This window comes from Citrobacter portucalensis (genome assembly GCF_023374935.1).
GTDB classification, from domain to species: Bacteria; Pseudomonadota; Gammaproteobacteria; order Enterobacterales; family Enterobacteriaceae; genus Citrobacter; species Citrobacter portucalensis.
This window is the reverse complement of sequence record NZ_CP092466.1, coordinates 1,916,667-1,933,178: the sequence shown is the minus strand read 5'-3', so window position 1 is coordinate 1,933,178 and position 16,512 is coordinate 1,916,667. Positions and strand designations below refer to the sequence as shown.

General features: G+C 52.1%; 15 protein-coding genes. 1 reads left to right on the top strand and 14 read right to left on the bottom strand.

Translation table 11 applies throughout. From position 1 onward, the window contains the following. Nucleotides 1–117: 117 nt before the first annotated feature. The 14 genes from cpsB to LY264_RS09145 form a co-directional block, all read right to left on the bottom strand. Entirely contained in the window at nucleotides 118–1,554 is a 1,437-nt protein-coding gene (gene cpsB / locus LY264_RS09210) for a mannose-1-phosphate guanyltransferase (protein ID WP_048225800.1), read from the bottom strand. After that, nucleotides 1,554–2,780 carry a colanic acid biosynthesis fucosyltransferase WcaI gene (gene wcaI / locus LY264_RS09205; RefSeq protein WP_048224445.1) on the bottom strand — a complete coding sequence of 409 codons (1,227 nt, stop codon included), beginning with the start codon at nucleotides 2,778–2,780 and terminating at the stop codon, nucleotides 1,554–1,556. The genes cpsB and wcaI overlap by 1 nt, the downstream gene beginning before the upstream one ends. Continuing rightward, on the bottom strand, nucleotides 2,777–3,256 hold the full coding sequence (locus LY264_RS09200; RefSeq protein ID WP_048224447.1) for a GDP-mannose mannosyl hydrolase: 480 nt from the start codon (nucleotides 3,254–3,256) through the stop codon (nucleotides 2,777–2,779). Before LY264_RS09200 ends, wcaI begins: the two co-directional genes overlap by 4 nt. 2 nt (nucleotides 3,257–3,258) lie before the next feature. Continuing rightward, nucleotides 3,259–4,224, bottom strand: coding sequence for a GDP-L-fucose synthase (gene fcl, locus LY264_RS09195; RefSeq protein WP_048215959.1), 966 nt, complete (start codon nucleotides 4,222–4,224; stop codon nucleotides 3,259–3,261). A gap of 2 nt (nucleotides 4,225–4,226) precedes the next feature. Beyond that, nucleotides 4,227–5,348 (bottom strand): GDP-mannose 4,6-dehydratase, encoded by a 1,122-nt coding sequence (gmd, locus tag LY264_RS09190; RefSeq protein ID WP_003036748.1) that lies wholly within the window; start codon nucleotides 5,346–5,348, stop codon nucleotides 4,227–4,229. Nucleotides 5,349–5,372: 24 nt separating this feature from the next. Then, nucleotides 5,373–5,927 (bottom strand): colanic acid biosynthesis acetyltransferase WcaF, encoded by a 555-nt coding sequence (gene wcaF, locus LY264_RS09185; RefSeq protein ID WP_001153539.1) that lies wholly within the window; start codon nucleotides 5,925–5,927, stop codon nucleotides 5,373–5,375. 9 nt (nucleotides 5,928–5,936) lie between these two features. Beyond that, on the bottom strand, nucleotides 5,937–6,683 hold the full coding sequence (wcaE, locus tag LY264_RS09180) for a colanic acid biosynthesis glycosyltransferase WcaE (RefSeq protein WP_048224450.1): 747 nt from the start codon (nucleotides 6,681–6,683) through the stop codon (nucleotides 5,937–5,939). Nucleotides 6,684–6,688: 5 nt separating this feature from the next. Beyond that, nucleotides 6,689–7,906, bottom strand: a complete 1,218-nt coding sequence (gene wcaD, locus LY264_RS09175) for a colanic acid polymerase WcaD (protein ID WP_048224451.1) — start codon at nucleotides 7,904–7,906, stop codon at nucleotides 6,689–6,691. Further along, nucleotides 7,881–9,098 (bottom strand): colanic acid biosynthesis glycosyltransferase WcaC, encoded by a 1,218-nt coding sequence (gene wcaC, locus LY264_RS09170; protein ID WP_048224454.1) that lies wholly within the window; start codon nucleotides 9,096–9,098, stop codon nucleotides 7,881–7,883. Before wcaC ends, wcaD begins: the two co-directional genes overlap by 26 nt. Next, on the bottom strand, nucleotides 9,095–9,583 hold the full coding sequence (wcaB, locus tag LY264_RS09165) for a colanic acid biosynthesis acetyltransferase WcaB (RefSeq protein WP_032943932.1): 489 nt from the start codon (nucleotides 9,581–9,583) through the stop codon (nucleotides 9,095–9,097). Before wcaB ends, wcaC begins: the two co-directional genes overlap by 4 nt. A gap of 2 nt (nucleotides 9,584–9,585) precedes the next feature. Next, entirely contained in the window at nucleotides 9,586–10,428 is an 843-nt protein-coding gene (gene wcaA, locus LY264_RS09160; protein WP_000206145.1) for a colanic acid biosynthesis glycosyltransferase WcaA, read from the bottom strand. 72 nt (nucleotides 10,429–10,500) lie between these two features. Beyond that, on the bottom strand, nucleotides 10,501–12,663 hold the full coding sequence (gene wzc, locus LY264_RS09155; protein ID WP_048224457.1) for a tyrosine-protein kinase Wzc: 2,163 nt from the start codon (nucleotides 12,661–12,663) through the stop codon (nucleotides 10,501–10,503). Then, nucleotides 12,660–13,109 carry a low molecular weight protein-tyrosine-phosphatase Wzb gene (wzb, locus tag LY264_RS09150; protein WP_032949610.1) on the bottom strand — a complete coding sequence of 150 codons (450 nt, stop codon included), beginning with the start codon at nucleotides 13,107–13,109 and terminating at the stop codon, nucleotides 12,660–12,662. Before wzb ends, wzc begins: the two co-directional genes overlap by 4 nt. A 5-nt stretch (nucleotides 13,110–13,114) precedes the next feature. Then, nucleotides 13,115–14,254, bottom strand: coding sequence for a polysaccharide export protein (locus LY264_RS09145; RefSeq protein WP_003834266.1), 1,140 nt, complete (start codon nucleotides 14,252–14,254; stop codon nucleotides 13,115–13,117). A gap of 655 nt (nucleotides 14,255–14,909) precedes the next feature. Between LY264_RS09145 and LY264_RS09140 the strand changes: the two genes are divergently transcribed. After that, on the top strand, nucleotides 14,910–16,493 hold the full coding sequence (locus LY264_RS09140) for a TerC family protein (protein ID WP_032941964.1): 1,584 nt from the start codon (nucleotides 14,910–14,912) through the stop codon (nucleotides 16,491–16,493). Nucleotides 16,494–16,512 lie beyond the last annotated feature (19 nt).

Sequence of the window (16,512 nt, the reverse complement as noted above, 5' to 3'; positions counted from 1 at the left end):
CAACAGGAGGCCCTGACTCTTAATGAGCCTTTTAATGAGTGTTAAATGCATTTCCCGGCGCGCTTCGCTTATCGGGCCTACGGTGTTGTAGGCTGGATAAGCGCAGCGCATCCGGCATCAGGTACGCCCGTATCTGTCCGCAAACCGCACCACATCATCCTCATCGAGATAAGATCCGGAACGCACTTCAATCAGATCGAGCGGGATTTTCCCCGGGTTCTCCAGACAATGGGTCGCCCCCAGCGGAATATAGACAGACTCGTTTTCAGCGAGCAGTTTGATGTCATCATTGATTGTCACCTTCGCGGTCCCAGCCACCACAACCCAATGTTCAGCCCGGTGATGATGCATCTGCACGGACAATCCCTCACCGGGTTTAACGGTAATCCGCTTCACCTGGTAACGGTCTCCGGCATCAATAGAGTCGTACTTGCCCCATGGACGGTAAACTTCACGGTGAATATGGTGCTCATGACGTCCGTCAGCTTTAATTTGCTCCACCACTTTTTTGACGTCCTGCACCGCGTTGCGATCGGCGATCAGCACCGCATCTTTGGTCTGCACCACCACCAGATCCTTCACCCCGACGGTCGTCACCAGGCCAGACTCGGCATACACGTAGCTATTTTCCGTTTTATGGCTAATGACGTCACCATGATGCACATTACCTTCAGCGGTATGGGCGCTGATTTCCCACAATGATGACCAGGAGCCTACATCGCTCCAGCCTGCGTTCATGGGCATCACCACCGCATCGGCCGTACGTTCCATTACCGCATAGTCCACAGACTCTTCCGGGCAGGCGAGAAACGCCTGTTCATCAACGCGGATAAAATCGAGATCGGGATCAACCGTACTCATGGCGTTTTCGCAGGCCTCAAGAATGTCGGAGCGATATTTTTTCAGTTCTTCCAGATAGCGCCCGGCCCGGAACAGAAACATGCCGCTGTTCCAGTAGTAGTCGCCGCTCGCCACGTAAGCCTGCGCGGTTTCCAGATTGGGCTTTTCAACAAACTGCGCCACCTCAAAAGCCACGGCGTCGGTATTGGTCGGCGAAACCTCGCCGCGACGTATATAGCCGTAGCCGGTCTCCGGCTGGTCCGGCACGATACCAAACGTCACCAGCTTACCCGCGCTGGCATACGGCATTGCATTGCGAACCGCCTCTCGAAATGCCTCTTCATCGGCAATCATGTGATCGGCCGCCAATACCAACAGCAGCGGATCTTCCCCCGGACTTTGACGTTTTGCCGCCAGCGCGGCCAGCGCTATCGCCGGTGCAGTATTGCGCCCGGCGGGTTCGAGAATAATATTCTCAGTCAGCTTGTGCAGTTGTCGTAGCTGTTCCGCTACGATGAAACGGTGTTGTTCATTACAGATAACCACCGGGCTTTCGCACTCCACACCGTTCAGACGACAAATCGTTGTCTGCAGCATGGTGAGATCGCCTTTCAGGCACAGAAACTGCTTTGGATATAGTACGCGGGACAGAGGCCATAAACGGCTACCCGAGCCACCGGCCATCACCACCGGAAAGAGTTTGTTTTGACTCATCATGTACCCCGAATATCTGCAATAAATTGGCTCAGCACGTTTTCTTTATCCAACGTGCGTTCGGCATACTCACGTGCCACCGTGTTAATCTTTGGCATGGTTAACGCCTGTTGAATCCCGCCAACCAGCGCACTCACTGATTCAGGCTCGACACACACCGCGATGCCTGGGTGAGCGTCACACAGCTGACCCAACTCGGTCTCAGGTTCGGCGGTAATCACCGCGTTACCACCAACGGCGAGGATATTGGTCAGTTTGGAGGGCAATACGGCATCCGCTGCACCGCGCTTTTGTACCACCAGATGACAGTCCGCCATCTTGAGCAGCGCAGGCAGCGCGTCATAAGATTGCAGCGGAAAGAACATCACATTGTTCAGGCAGCGTTCGCTAGACATACTCTCCAGCCGCGCTTTGCCCCCGCCCTGCCCGACAATCACAAACAGCCAGGGCTGTTCGCTCAACAGGGTCGCTGCGTCAATCACACTTTCCAGCCCTTGCTTTTCACCGATATTGCCTGAGTAGAGAATGATTTTTTTATCATCAGGCAAGCCCAGTTGCTGGCGCAACGCCAGAGCATCGGCGTCGCTCACGTCACGAAAGCGCGCTACTTCTGACCAGTTCGGAAAGAAAATGACCTTCTGTGCATCAACGCCCTTCTCCTGCGCTTTATTCATCATTGAGCGAGAAATGGTCGAAATATGATCCATATTCAACAGCCCACTGCGCTCAAAGGCGCTGGCCAGTTTTGCCACCGCCCCACGCTTGCCTTTGCCTGCCATGCCAAGCCCCAGCATGGCATCGACTTCGTAATCCTGAATATGCAGCAGCGTGCGCGCCCCGGACAGCTTCGCCAGCAGGCGCATGCCCGGCGTACAAAACAGCGTTGGCACTACCCCAATGATGCGATCCGGCTTCCAGCGGCGCTGCGCCAGCAGCGGGAAGAAACTGCTCAGGGCAAAACTGCCTAAATGCAGCAAGCGCTTGAGCGTAGAAGGCTGCTCAGGCACATACAGCGGACAACGCCAGACGATGGCATCGCCCTCTTCACGACGATAGCGCCAGTATGAATAGCGACCGTTGACCTTCCACTGCGGATAATAAGGCGGCGCAGTGATCACCCGTACGTCATGCCCCTGTTGCGCCATCCACTCCACCATTTCACCGGTGTATTTACCGATACCGGTCAACTCCGGCGAATAGTTGATGCCATACACAAGGATCTTCATAGCCCGGGCACTCCGGCCTGACTCTTCTCACAGAAGTAAGCCCGGCTGTTGTCGTGCACGTGGTCACTGGTCAGAATCTCTTCAATTGCCAGCCAGCGGTACGCGTCATGTTGAACGTCAGGCAGTTGCAGGTCGTTTTCCGACACCCGCAGACGAAATCCCAGCACGATGTAATGCGTTGAGAAATCTTCCCCGGAAAAGTTGTCGTCATAGAAGTGCTGCCAGACCCCGTAAAACTCTGCAGCGGACAGCGGTAAACGTAACCCCAGCTCAGCGTCAGTCAGCCGCTCAAAGGCCGCGCGCAGCGGTTCATCTTTTTGCACCCGACCGCCGGGCACGAACCAGTACCCCTGCGCCGGACGATTGAGGCGCTTGCCAAGCAGAAATTCGCCTTGGGCGTTTTCCACGATCAAATCGATGGAAATCAGCGGAGTTGAACGTACAACGGTGGCAAAATCCTCATGACGTAAAAACATGCTTACCCCCGGTAACGCTGCTGGTTTTCAAGGAACCACTGATATGTACTGGCAAGCCCCGCTTCCAGAGATATCTCGTGATACCAGCCCAACTGATGCAGACGCGTAACATCGAGTAATTTGCGCGGCGTGCCGTCCGGTTTGCTGGCGTCAAACACCACGCGCCCCTTGTAACCCACAACCTGTGCGATGGTCTGGGCCAGTTCACGAATGGTGCAGTCCACACCGGTGCCCACGTTGATATGCGACAGCATTGGTTGGGTATATTCCTGCAATACTTCCTGAGCCAGCTCCATCACGTGGATACTGGCCGCCGCCATATCGTCGACATGCAGAAATTCACGCATTGGCGTCCCGCTTCCCCACACCACCACATCCGGCGTATTTTGCTCGCGAGCCTCATGAAAGCGGCGCAGCAGCGCCGGGATCACATGCGAATTACTCGGATGAAAGTTGTCATGCGGTCCGTACAGATTGGTCGGCATCACCGAGCGATAATCACGGCCATACTGTCGGTTATACGATTCGCACAGCTTGATACCGGCAATTTTGGCAATCGCATACGGCTCATTGGTCGGTTCAAGTGCCCCCTGCAACAGTTCACTTTCGGCGATTGGCTGGGTAGCTTGCTTGGGATAAATACAGGATGATCCGAGAAACAGCAGTTTATTCACGTTATGCAGATGCGCTGCATGAATAATGTTGCTCTCAATCATCATATTTTCATAAATAAAATCAGCAGGATAAGTATTGTTCGCCACAATCCCCCCCACTTTTGCCGCCGCCAGATAAACCTGGTCAATACGTTCAGCGGCAAAGAACGCCTGCACCGCACCGGCGTCCAGCAGATTAAGCTGGTCGCGGGTACGCAGCACCAGTTCTACGTTATCTCGCTGAGCCAGTTGTCTGACGATGGCGGCCCCCACCATCCCGCGATGGCCCGCCACAAAAATACGTTGTGTCTTCATCCTCAGTACTCCAGCGCGATGGCGACCTCGTAACCGTGCGACTTGAGCAGGGAATGTTTCTTCGCCGCATCAAGATCGTTGGCAACCATTTCCGAGATCATCTGGCGCAGCGTGATTTCCGGTTTCCAGCCCAGTTTTTCATGTGCTTTGGCCGGATCGCCCAGCAGCGTTTCCACCTCAGCCGGACGGAAGTAGCGCGGGTCAACGGCAATCATGACATCCCCGGGTTTCACCCCCGGCGCATCGTGTCCGGTCACAGAAACCACGATGCCTTTCTCATTCACGCCCTCGCCTTCAAAGCGCAATTTAATCCCCAACTGAGCGGCCGCCATTTCCACGAACTGGCGCACGGAATACTGCACGCCGGTGGCAATGACGAAATCTTCCGGCTTATCCTGCTGCAGCATCATCCACTGCATCCTGACGTAATCTTTGGCATGCCCCCAGTCGCGCAGTGAATCCATGTTGCCCAGGTACAGGCAAGACTCCAGCCCCTGAGCGATGTTGGCGATCGCCCGGGTAATTTTGCGAGTGACAAAGGTTTCGCCGCGGCGCGGAGATTCGTGGTTGAACAGAATGCCGTTACAGGCATACATCCCGTAAGACTCGCGGTAGTTGACGGTGATCCAGTAGGCGTACAGCTTGGCAACAGCATACGGTGAACGCGGATAGAACGGCGTGCTCTCTTTCTGTGGGATTTCCTGTACCAGACCGTACAGTTCAGAGGTGGACGCCTGATAAAAACGGGTCTTTTTCTCCAGACCAAGGAAGCGGATCGCCTCCAGCAAACGCAAGGTGCCGATCGCATCAACGTCTGCGGTGTATTCCGGTGAATCAAACGACACCGCAACGTGGCTCATGGCGCCCAGGTTATAGACTTCATCCGGTTGGACTTCCTGTAAAATACGGGTCAGGTTGGAGGAGTCGGTCAAATCGCCATAGTGCAGATGAAATTTGGGATTGCCTGAATGCGGATCCTGGTAGATGTGGTCCACACGTTCGGTGTTGAATGATGAAGCGCGACGCTTAATACCGTGTACTTCGTACCCTTTCTCCAGCAGGAGTTCTGCCAGGTAAGAACCATCCTGCCCGGTTACGCCAGTAATGAGAGCGACTTTTGACATGTTATAACCTCTTCAGTGATCCCCTCAGGGAGTAACTTTCTCGACGCGTTCGCGCGTGACTACTGCGGGATTTCCCCGACAAACAACATTTGCTGGCAGCGATTTAAATACGCTGCTTCGTGCTCCAACGACGGTGCCATCACCAATCGTCACGCCAGGCGCGACAAAGACATCTGTCGCCAACCAGCATTTAGCGCCAACCACAATCGGCGTGGCGTTAATATCAAAATGTTGACTGGCATAATCATGACTCCCGGTGCATAAATAACTTTTTTGCGAAATAACCGCGTGGGCGCCAATCGTAATATCACCTAACGTATATAAAACCGCGTCGTCACCCACCCAGGCATAATCTCCCAGGGTTAATTTCCACGGATAAGTAATTTTTACTGAAGGCCGAATGACTACGTTTTTTCCTATTTTTGCACCAAACATTCGTAATAAAAACGCACGCCAGCGATACATGACCTGCGGTGACCAGCGAAATAATGTTGCTTGCACCGCCCACCATAATTGCACTTTAATAGCACCACCGCCGCGAAAACCTCCAGGCACTTTAAATCCGCTTAAGTCCTGCATAATATGCCCTTACGTTTTCCCATATAAGGTTTTTGTTTTAGCGGTTGTGCGCAGACGTAAATATTCTGACAAACCGGTCCAAAAACCTGGCATGTGTAATATCTGGCGCTGTACTTTTTTGGCATCCCGACACAATTCCAGATTATTCGTCGTTGACACTCCGCCCATAGAAAACTCCGATACCAACCCGCTCAACTTTTTAAAAGCGTAACCGGACTTGTATAATTGGGCTGCCAACGCGTAATCAGACGATATTTTATATTGCAAATCATAATGCCAGACATTCAGTCCTGAGAGCGGAAAGAATATCGCCTGATGACTAGCGGGCAGGCTGTGATAAATATACCAACCCGGTTTTGCCCGGCGCTTAATTTTGTTGCCATTGCCGAAATCCAGCAACGCATCGCCAATGACCATGGTTTGGTCGCTCTGCATTTTTAGCTGGCGGATAAAATGTGCCGCATCCGCATGCAGAATATCCCCGGAGTTGAGGAACAGCGCGAACCGCCCGCGCGCCATCGCGATGCCTTTGTTCATCGCATCATAGATGCCGTTATCCGGCTCGCTGACAAACCGTAACCGGTGTTCCCCACTAAGCCCTTCAAGAAACGCCGACGTACCATCCGAGGAGCCGCCATCAACAACAATCCACTCAAAACTGATATCACCCGCTTGCGCCAGATGTGCCAGCGATGCGTGAGTTTTGACGATCCCTTCCAGATTGCGAAAGGCGACGGTAATGATACTGAGCAGCATGTGAGTTACCTCGCGATATTCAGCGCCTTGCGCAATATAAACGGACACACAATTAAAAATGCGTATTCCGGACTAAATACTGAACCTGTAAAAAACAGTGACAACGGTGTAAAAAGATAAAGCTGCACCCGATAATTCTGATTATCGCCAAACGCATTGATCATCATTTTCATGACCTTCCCCATGTACCATAGGGCTAATATCACCGCGAACCATGAAAAATAAATAATCAGCAGATACAAACCATTGTCTATTGTTTTACCGACATCTGCACCGTTAAAAATTCCGAATGACGCGACGTATTCATAAAGTGAGCCAAATCTCACTACGCCATCAACGTTCAGTAACGAATAACCGACCATCACTAATGGCCCTACGATACGATAATACGATGACGAACCTTCAGTCCCTAAATCACCAAGCCGCGTTGCGATGTACGGAAAAGCAAATATCACACCAACTAAAAACACGCTTAATGAGATTATCGCCAGCGGTAGCTTCTTTTTTATCGCATCCTTATTCAGGTACTGAAACGCCCACTCCAGGAGGTAAAACAAAATAAACGTCATTACCCCTGAAAACGATCCTGATAATATAATCCCTGCCAGAATCATAGCATCGGACTTAGGTGTTTTGATACCAAACTGTTTGATGCTGAGCCAAATTGAGATTAACGCCAGAGCGAAGAATGCAGGTTCGAAATAGAGCGCAGTGGTACGTTTCCCACCAAATTTAATAAAGTTCAGAACATAGCTGTTACTGTAAATAAGATATTTCGAAATAACTTCCATTAAACTGCTGCCGCCGCTGAGAATTATCTGTGCCATTTCAACCGCAGCTAACCCCACCACCAGTCCCACCACCAGCCAGAAAAAACGCAAAATCTTAATGTAGTTATGCGGTGAAATGGTTTTGAAGCGAATACTCCACACCATGCCAATGATCACCACGGTATAAACAAACAGCATCGCTGACGTTACGTACTTACTGGCATCCAGTGATTGACCGAACAGGTAGTTAAACGCCGTCAGCCCGCCCCCTACCCCCAGCGCGATCATTAATTTTTTGATATTGATGCGCTCGACAAACAGCAACAGCAGAACGGGTAAGAAGGTGACGATGGTTATCGGGAAGCTCTCGCCAAGCTGGGCAAGTTTGACGTTAATCAGCAGATAAAGCAGCGGTAGCACCAGATAGCTACAGATTCTGATAGAACGAGACATATTCCTCCAGCATCTGTTGCCCACTGTATGCCACCCGACTGCGTTGACTGAACGCGGTAAGGGACTTGTCAAATACCGCCTGCGCAATGTCTGATTTTTTCAGCTGCACCAGCTGCAATACGTCCGCTTCGCTGAACGTTTTGCCGCCTGATTTGGCCAGCACTTCCTGCGCGGCATCGCTGTGCGTGGCAATTACCGGTACGCCGATGGAAAGCGCTTCACACAAAATCAGCGGGTAGTTATCGACACGGGAGCTGAACACCAGTCCATCCATCTGGTTAAGCGCACTCATCAACGTGCGCTTATCGCTCTCAAAACCGTGGTTGATGACGTTATCTCCCGCAAATGGCGAAAATTTGCCGAAGGTATGCAGCTCAATTTTGTCCCCAAGCGCGCTAATCGCTCGCACCAGTTGTTGACTGGTTTTGCCGTCATAGCGCAGGTCATGAGCCACCACGGCAATTTTCGGCCGACCGCTCTCCGCAGGCATCGCGGGTAGTTCGGCAAGAATGGCTTCGGTTGCCACATCAATGCCATTATTGATAACGCGGCAGCGTCCCACGCCATACAGGCTGTTGAATGCGTCGGCCACATGTTGACTGGGCGAGATAAACTGGCAGCCCAGCGCCAGCATGGCACGGAACATCTGCCGCTTACCGGGCAACTGCTGATGGGCTTTATCGACTTTTACCGGCGGATAGTTGCTGAGCGTTGGGCATTTCTGACAGCCCGTTCTCCAGCCTTCGCAGCCATCGGTAAAGGCACAGCGCCCGGTCACGCTCCAGTGATCGTGCAGGGTCCAGACGAAGGTGATATCCGGTTTATTCGCCTTCACTTTTTGGCAAAAGGTCACCACCTCTTCCAGGTTCAACCAGTAGCTGTGCAACACATGAAAATGCAGTACCAGCGGGCCGCAGGTGCGGGTAACCGTGCGATATAGCTTGTCGAGATTGCCGAACATGTCGCGATTTGCAAAACGAAACAGCGCAATGTTAGCCGCCGACGTCAGGCGCGGCGTATATTTGATAACCTGTGGGTATTTCGCATGACTGGCGCTTTTTTTACCGCCTTTGCCATAGCCATAGACAAACCGTGACGACAGCCCTTTTTCCAGCGCGCGAAGATGCAAATCTAACGCCACACCTGCCGCCCCACCTTCTGCGAGTCGCACATTAAACTGTAATATCTTCATTTTATTACCTTCACCCGTGCCTTCTCGCCCACGACCAGCGTATTGTCCGGAACGCTATCCACCACAACGCTCCCGGCGCCAATCGTCACGTTATCGCCAATAGCAACGTCGCCGAGCAGAGTGACATTGGCCCCCAACTCAACGCCGTTACCGATGACCGGACAGGATGGATCGTTGGCGCCAAGATTGCCGATAGTGACGCCGTGGCGTAGGGTAAAATCATCCCCCGCCACCACGTGTTTGTTGATAACCACCCCATAACCATGATGGATGGTGAAACGACGACCGATTGATGCAGCAGCCTGAATTTCATAGCCAAACAGGCATTCGGTGATAAGGCGATACATCACCAGCACCGGGGCAGCCCACAGGTTGTTTATGATATTTTTTTTACGCCAGACGGAGCAAAAATGGGCAATCCGATAGGCCGCCACCATGCAGCAGGGGCGCAGACTCCAGCCGTTCGCGCGTAAATCTTCCAGCATAATTAGCGTCCTCGCAGTCCGTCGGCCAGACGCTTACTGTTACGAACAGAAAGCAGCGTCAGCAGCGTGCGCCAGTTCATCCTTTTATTGCGGATCTGATAGAGGGTAAACAGCTGATATTTCTTGCTGGCCCGGTCAAATTTGCCTTTGTGCTTGCGGTAAAACTGAAAGTAACCGGAGAATTTATTCGGCGATGAGGTAATACGCATCTCGCCGTGATTCACATGCAGGATCTGCGTCGCCTCTTTGACCTTCCACGGTTTGCCATACGCCACCACCATGCGCAGGAAGATGTCGTAATCCTGCGCCGCTTTCAGCGTGGTATCGAACAGGCATGCTTTAAACCGCCATGCCCAGGTAAATACCTGATTACCAATGATGTTGCGTTTATAAAACCTGCGGCGCGAATATACGGACTTCGGATAGAGCGGCAGACTGGTCGGCTGCGAATACACTTCGCCCTCACAGACATAGTCATTGGCATACAGAAACGCCCGTGTGACCAGTTGATGCCGATACTGCAGGAACACGCTCAGGCGGTTCGGCGTCCATTCATCATCATCATCAATCCCCGTAATGTATTGCCCGTTGGCCTGCATAATGGCCTGATTACGCACCGCGCAGGCCCCGGAGTTGGTGGAATTATGCGTATACGACACACGCGGATCGTTGAGTTCCTCAACAAACTGCTGCAACTGCTCATATGATGAAGAGCAATCATCCACAATGATCATCTCCCAGTGAGGGTAGTCCTGGCGCAACACCGATTTAATCGCCCGAATGGCCAGCTGCTGGCGGTTCCAGGTTGGCATATAAATTGAAATTAGCGGGTTTTCTGTCGTCATTTTCGTTTCCGGATAGATACGCTTTTGTAGGCCGGATAAGGCGTTTTCGCCGCATCCGGCAGGGTTGGTGATTTATTTCGCATCCGACGTGTATTCGTATTCGTAGTAGCCGTAATCCTGATACCCGCTGGCACGGCGGAATATCGAGTTGAGGATCACCCCTTTCACCTGGATGCCATTTTGCTCGAAGCGACTCAGGCTGGTTTCCACCTCTTTCAGCGTGTTGACCGCATAACGCGCCACCATCAGCGTGGTGCCGACATGACGGCCAACAATCGCCGCGTCGGTCACCGCCAGAATTGGTGGGGTGTCAATCAGCACCAGGTCATAGTGTGAGCAGGCCCAGGCAATCAGTTCGCCGAAACGCTCGCTCATCAACAGCTCGGAAGGATTGGGAGGGACTTGACCGCGAGGGATCAGATCAAAATGCGGAATCGATGTCGGTTTGGCGCTGGATGATATATCCCCCTTGCCGATGAGGATCTCAGACAGGCCGTTGATGTTATTGGTCCCCAGCAGTTCGTGGGTATAGCCTTTGCGCATGTCGCAATCGATCAACAGCACGCGTTTGTTGGTCTGGCTGATGACTGCCGCCAGGTTGGCGCAGACAAACGTTTTACCAATCGACGGGCTGACGCCGGTCAACATCAATACGTTGTTACGCGCCTGCATCATGGCAAAGTGCAGGCTGGTACGCAGGCTACGTACCGCTTCTATGGCGAGATCCGTTGGATTCCCCACGGCCAACAGCTGGCTTTGCTTGTAGCGTTTCACACCTTTAATGGTCTGAACGTTATCACGCGCTTTTTGCCATTCAGATAGCGGAATACTGGCATACACGCTGATACCATGCTCTTCCAGCGCCTGCGGGCTTTCAATACCGCGATTAAACAGAGAACGCAGCAATACGCCCACCACGGAAAGCATTAAACCGAGAATGATACTGCCGAGAATAATCAGCGCCGTTTTCGGCTTCAGCACGCCAGGCTGGGCAATCGCGGGATCGACAATACGCACATCGCCAACCGTACTGGCCTCGGTAATCTTCAGTTCCTGTTGCTTGTTCAGCAACTGCATATAGACCTGCTGACCGGACTCCACATCACGCGTCAGACGAACAATTTCCTGCTGCGTTTTCGGCATCGCCGTTACGCGCCCGTTCAGCTTACTTTTCTCATCTTCCAGCGCCTGGCGTTTTTCCAGCAGCGTGCGGTACGCCGGATGCGCTTTGGTGAACAGCTTGGAAATCTCCGCTTCTTTAAAGGTCAGTTCATTCAGTTGCGCATCGATATTCACCATCGAATCCAGCACCGCTTTGGCTTCCAGCGGCAAATCCACGGAGTCTTTATCCTGACGAAAGGCGTTCAGCTTGTTTTCAGCAACGTCAAGCCGGTTACGTACCTCAGGCAGTTGCTTTGCCAGAAACGCCAGACTTTTGGCGGCCTCTTCGGATTTACGTTCCACGTTTTGTTGCAGATAGTTGCGGGTAATACTGTCGAGGATCTGGCGGATTTGCTCGCGGTCTTCGCCGGTAAACGTCAGGCTCAATACGCCGGTGTCTTTGCCCGTTTCCGTCACCATCAGGTTATTTTGCAGGGTGTTTATCATGCCCAGCGTGGAGAATTTGCTGACGGTAAATTGGCTCTCCGGGCTGGCATGAATCGCCTCAACCAGCATCGTCACGCCATCATGTTCCAACACCTTGCCGACTTGCCCCCGGGCGCTAAAACCCCCGTCACTCACCAGTTGATAGCTTTTGTCATTCAGCACATTGAGCGTGAAGGTTTGTTCATTCATTGCCTTTGGCAACGTGAAGGTGGTCACATTAACCGTTTCGTTCTGGCGGCCCATCAGCCGGTCCCAGCCCGCGCCAAAAATAGGGAATGTATCTTTGGTAACGGCGATATCGAGGTTAAGATCGTCTACCGTTTTCCCTAATACCAGACGCGACTGGATGAGCTGAATTTCCGCTTCCGAGGCCGGCGGTTTGTTCGACAACGCCGAGCCAATATCCTGCACCAGTGAATTTCCGGTATTTTGCTCAATTTGCACCAGCGCGTCCGCACTGTAGATGGGTGTGGCGAACAGCGTGTAGACCGCGGCACACAATGCAAAAGCCGTGGTAATGCCTAATACCCACCAGCGGGCCTCCACCACCGTTGCAACCAGACGACCAATATCGATTTCATCATTGCCCGTTACCGGCGCAGCAGACTGTTTAACTTTTTCTGTCATTGTTTTCCCTGCTCTGCGTTCAGTGCCTGAGCCCATTGGCGGGCAGACCGTTCAAGTAATGCGTACACCGCGTCAAACGCATCACGGCTTTTACGATACGGATCGGGAATTTCGCGCTCGCTGTCCCAGTGCCCAAAAAGCATCACTTTGCCGCGCATCTCCGGTACCATTTCACACAGGGCAGAGATATGGCGCTTCTCCATGGTCAGGATCAGGTCATACTCCCGGCACATGCGTCCCGAGATCTGCCGGGCACAATGATTATCCAGTGACAGGTTGTGCGCCTGCGCCACGCTAATAGCACACGGATCCGCGCCTTTCCCCACCAGCGCCCCAAGACCGGCTGAAGAGACCGTTAACGCCGGATGAAATTGCCTTAATAAACGCTCTGCCGTCGGGGAACGACAAATGTTCCCCACACAGACAACTAAGATTTTGTTAAACATGATGATTACCAGTTGTGAAGGTCGCTGGCCGTGTCCGTCATATAGCGAACACCGCTAATAGTCGGCAGCAACTGATTGATCAAACGGTTCCAGCGAGCAACCGGCGCGGTAGTGACGTACACCACATCGTATGGCTGGAGTCGGAATGATGTTGCCATCACCAGCGACGTCGCATCGGACATATCAAGCTGATAGATATTGGCGATCTTGCCGTTGTTCCCGCCCTCGCCTTTCAATGGTCGAATAACGAAAATGCCGCTGGCATTGGAGGTGGTCAGGTCGATACCTTCGGCATTGCCCAGCGCTTCGGTAAGCGTCATGCCGCTGAAGTCCATTTTGAGGGTGCTCTGTTTTTTCACTTCGCCCATCACAAAGACTTTCAAATCGTCATTACGCGGCACAAACAGAATGTCGCCAGGATAGAGCAGACGGTTCTGGCTCAGGTCGCCATTTTGCATCAGCGCTTGCAGTGAAATGCGTTGCTCTTGCCCTTTATGAGTCAGTACAACGTTGCGCCAGTCTGCCGCCTCGGTAAGACCGCCAGCGGCGTTGATGGCATCGAGAACGGTAAGCGGCACGTTGGTAATGGCCTGCTGGCCGGATTTGTTTACCTGCCCGGAGACATAAGCCTTCTGCGAGCGGAAAGCGGCGATATTAACGTCCACCTGCGGGTCAGCAATGTACTTCGCTAAGCGCCCGGTAATATCACTACGAATCTCTGCCAACGTTTTTCCTACCACGCTGACTTTGCCGATGTAGGGGTAAAACATGGTGCCATCAGGCTGCACCCAGTTGCCGGTATCGCTTGAGCTACGGTACTGCCCGGCTGGCGTGGTGAGTTCAGGATGGTCCCAGACGGTCACATTCAGGACATCCCCCGGGCCTACCCGGTACTGATATCCGGAAATCTCCTGGTCCAGCGACATATTAGGCTGTGCAACATTTGGTCGAGGACGTAATTGTTCGACCAGCCGTGGCGTGAGTGGATAAACATTCACCATGCGATCGATATCAAAATCAGCGTCCTGCTGTTTAATCACATCTTTGCCCATCGTAGACATATTGCTGCCCGGAAGCACGGTACAACCGTTTATCAAGATTACCGATACCAATACTGGCATCAATTTAAGTTTGGATTTCATCATTGATTATTTATCACTTTGGCAGAGTATTTATCACATGCAATCTAAATAGCGACTTCGCCTGTACGTATTTACCTTGCCGTCAATTGAAATGGAATTTAACTGGCATCAGTCCTAAAAAAAATGAATTCATCTGCGGTCTCTTGACAGAATAATTTAGGCTTGTTTCAGGCGACCAGACACGCTACCGCCCCTGGCTTCACTAGCTACCAATGCACTGATTAATTTAAATTTTTATCTTCTCCTTTATTTTCATCACATTTACAGCGTTAACGCATCGGGAATGGCGCCACTGATTGATGAGGAAATATTTATCTTTTGATTATTACCGCAAGAATTGTTGCAGCTATGCGAATATCAGGCAAGATAGCAAACCGCCGATACCTGGCTTTTAAGATTAATATTAAGCGTCGGATTTATATATTTTTAGGATTTTATTGATATTGACAATATTGATATAGAAATATTCCACCTGCGATATTTCCTAAATATATTTAGATTAATAAAATCATTTCCTGTAGTTACATTAAGGCTATTATCCTGCATCAGTTCTGATATAACCGACAGAGAAATCCCTTCTCGCCATTGCATTTTTCGCCAGTTTTACCCATGATCGAATTGTGACAATTGTCATACAACTATGGGTATAGCATTTACTATGGAATGGATTGCCGATCCGTCAATCTGGGCCGGACTGGTCACGTTAATCGTGATCGAACTTGTTCTTGGCATTGATAATCTTGTTTTTATTGCCATCCTCGCGGAGAAACTACCTCCTGCCCAGCGGGATAAGGCGCGTATTACAGGGCTACTGCTGGCAATGGTTATGCGCCTGCTGCTGCTGGCATCAATATCCTGGCTGGTAACGCTGACCACGCCGCTGTTCAGCATTCGCGATCTCAGCTTCAGCGCCCGCGATCTGATCATGCTGTTCGGTGGTTTCTTCCTACTGTTTAAAGCCACTATGGAGCTCAACGAACGGCTGGAAGGGAAAGACAGCGATAACCCCACCCAGCGTAAAGGCGCTAAGTTCTGGGGTGTGGTCGCGCAGATCGTGGTGCTGGACGCCATCTTCTCTCTGGATTCCGTCATTACCGCTGTTGGCATGGTCGATCACCTGGCGGTGATGATGGCGGCAGTCATTATTGCCATCAGCCTGATGTTGCTGGCCAGCAAGTCGCTGACGCGCTTTGTTAACAGCCATCCAACTATTGTTATTCTGTGTCTGAGCTTCCTGCTGATGATTGGTTTCAGTCTGGTGGCCGAAGGGTTTGGTTTCCATATCCCGAAAGGTTACCTGTACGCGGCCATCGGCTTCTCGGTCATGATCGAAGCATTGAACCAGTTGGCTATCTTTAACCGTCGTCGCTTCCTCTCAGCCAACCATACTCTGCGCCAGCGCACCGCCGAGGCGGTAATGCGGCTGCTGAGCGGGCAAAAGGAAGATGCCGAACTGGATGCCGAAACCGCGGCGATGCTGGCGGATCATCATGAAGGTCAGATTTTTGCGCCTCAGGAGCGGCGGATGATTGAACGTGTGCTGAACTTCAATCAGCGTACCGTCAGCAGTATCATGACCTCGCGCCACGATATTGAACATATCGACCTCAATGCGCCCGAAGCAGAAATCCGCGCCTTACTGGAAAAAAACCAGCATACGCGTCTGGTGGTCACTGGCGAAGACGAGCAGGAGGAACTGCTGGGCGTGGTGCATGTCATCGATTTGCTGCAACAGTCTCTGCGCGGCGAACCGCTCGACCTGCGTGTATTGATTCGCCAGCCGCTGGTGTTCCCGGAGACCTTGCCGCTGCTTCCGGCGCTTGAGCAGTTCCGTAATGCCCGCACGCACTTCGCGTTTGTAGCCGATGAATTTGGTTCCGTCGAAGGGATTGTGACGCTGAGTGATGTGATGGAAACCATCGCCGGCAATCTGCCAAACGAGGTAGAGGAAATCGACGCCCGCCATGATATTCAGAAAAACGCCGATGGTTCGTGGACCGCTAACGGACATATGCCACTGGAAGACCTGGTGCAGTACGTGCCTATCCCGTTAGACGATAAGCGTGAGTATCACACCATTGCCGGACTGTTAATGGAGTATTTGCAGCGTATCCCAAAAACCGGGGAGGAAGTTCAGGTTGGCGACTACCGACTGAAAACCCTGCAGGTGGAAAATCATCGCGTGCAAAAGGTCCAGCTGATACCGCTACACGGTGAAGAAGAGATGGATTACGAGGTGTAAGTCACGAGCCGGATGGGGC

Excerpts from the sequence above, each read along its gene's own strand:
- LY264_RS09145 (WP_003834266.1), bottom strand. The coding sequence starts at position 14,254 with ATGATGAAATCCAAACTTAAATTGATGCCAGTATTGGTATCGGTAATC.
- gmd (WP_003036748.1), bottom strand. The coding sequence starts at position 5,348 with ATGTCAAAAGTCGCTCTCATTACTGGCGTAACCGGGCAGGATGGTTCT.
- cpsB (WP_048225800.1), bottom strand. The coding sequence starts at position 1,554 with ATGAGTCAAAACAAACTCTTTCCGGTGGTGATGGCCGGTGGCTCGGGT.
- wcaB (WP_032943932.1), bottom strand. The coding sequence starts at position 9,583 with ATGCTGGAAGATTTACGCGCGAACGGCTGGAGTCTGCGCCCCTGCTGC.
- wzc (WP_048224457.1), bottom strand. The coding sequence starts at position 12,663 with ATGACAGAAAAAGTTAAACAGTCTGCTGCGCCGGTAACGGGCAATGAT.
- fcl (WP_048215959.1), bottom strand. The coding sequence starts at position 4,224 with ATGAAGACACAACGTATTTTTGTGGCGGGCCATCGCGGGATGGTGGGG.
- wcaD (WP_048224451.1), bottom strand. The coding sequence starts at position 7,906 with ATGTCTCGTTCTATCAGAATCTGTAGCTATCTGGTGCTACCGCTGCTT.
- wcaF (WP_001153539.1), bottom strand. The coding sequence starts at position 5,927 with ATGCAGGACTTAAGCGGATTTAAAGTGCCTGGAGGTTTTCGCGGCGGT.
- wcaA (WP_000206145.1), bottom strand. The coding sequence starts at position 10,428 with ATGACGACAGAAAACCCGCTAATTTCAATTTATATGCCAACCTGGAAC.
- LY264_RS09140 (WP_032941964.1), top strand. The coding sequence starts at position 14,910 with ATGGAATGGATTGCCGATCCGTCAATCTGGGCCGGACTGGTCACGTTA.
- wcaI (WP_048224445.1), bottom strand. The coding sequence starts at position 2,780 with ATGAAGATCCTTGTGTATGGCATCAACTATTCGCCGGAGTTGACCGGT.
- wcaE (WP_048224450.1), bottom strand. The coding sequence starts at position 6,683 with ATGCTGCTCAGTATCATTACCGTCGCCTTTCGCAATCTGGAAGGGATC.
- wcaC (WP_048224454.1), bottom strand. The coding sequence starts at position 9,098 with ATGAAGATATTACAGTTTAATGTGCGACTCGCAGAAGGTGGGGCGGCA.
- wzb (WP_032949610.1), bottom strand. The coding sequence starts at position 13,109 with ATGTTTAACAAAATCTTAGTTGTCTGTGTGGGGAACATTTGTCGTTCC.
- LY264_RS09200 (WP_048224447.1), bottom strand. The coding sequence starts at position 3,256 with ATGTTTTTACGTCATGAGGATTTTGCCACCGTTGTACGTTCAACTCCG.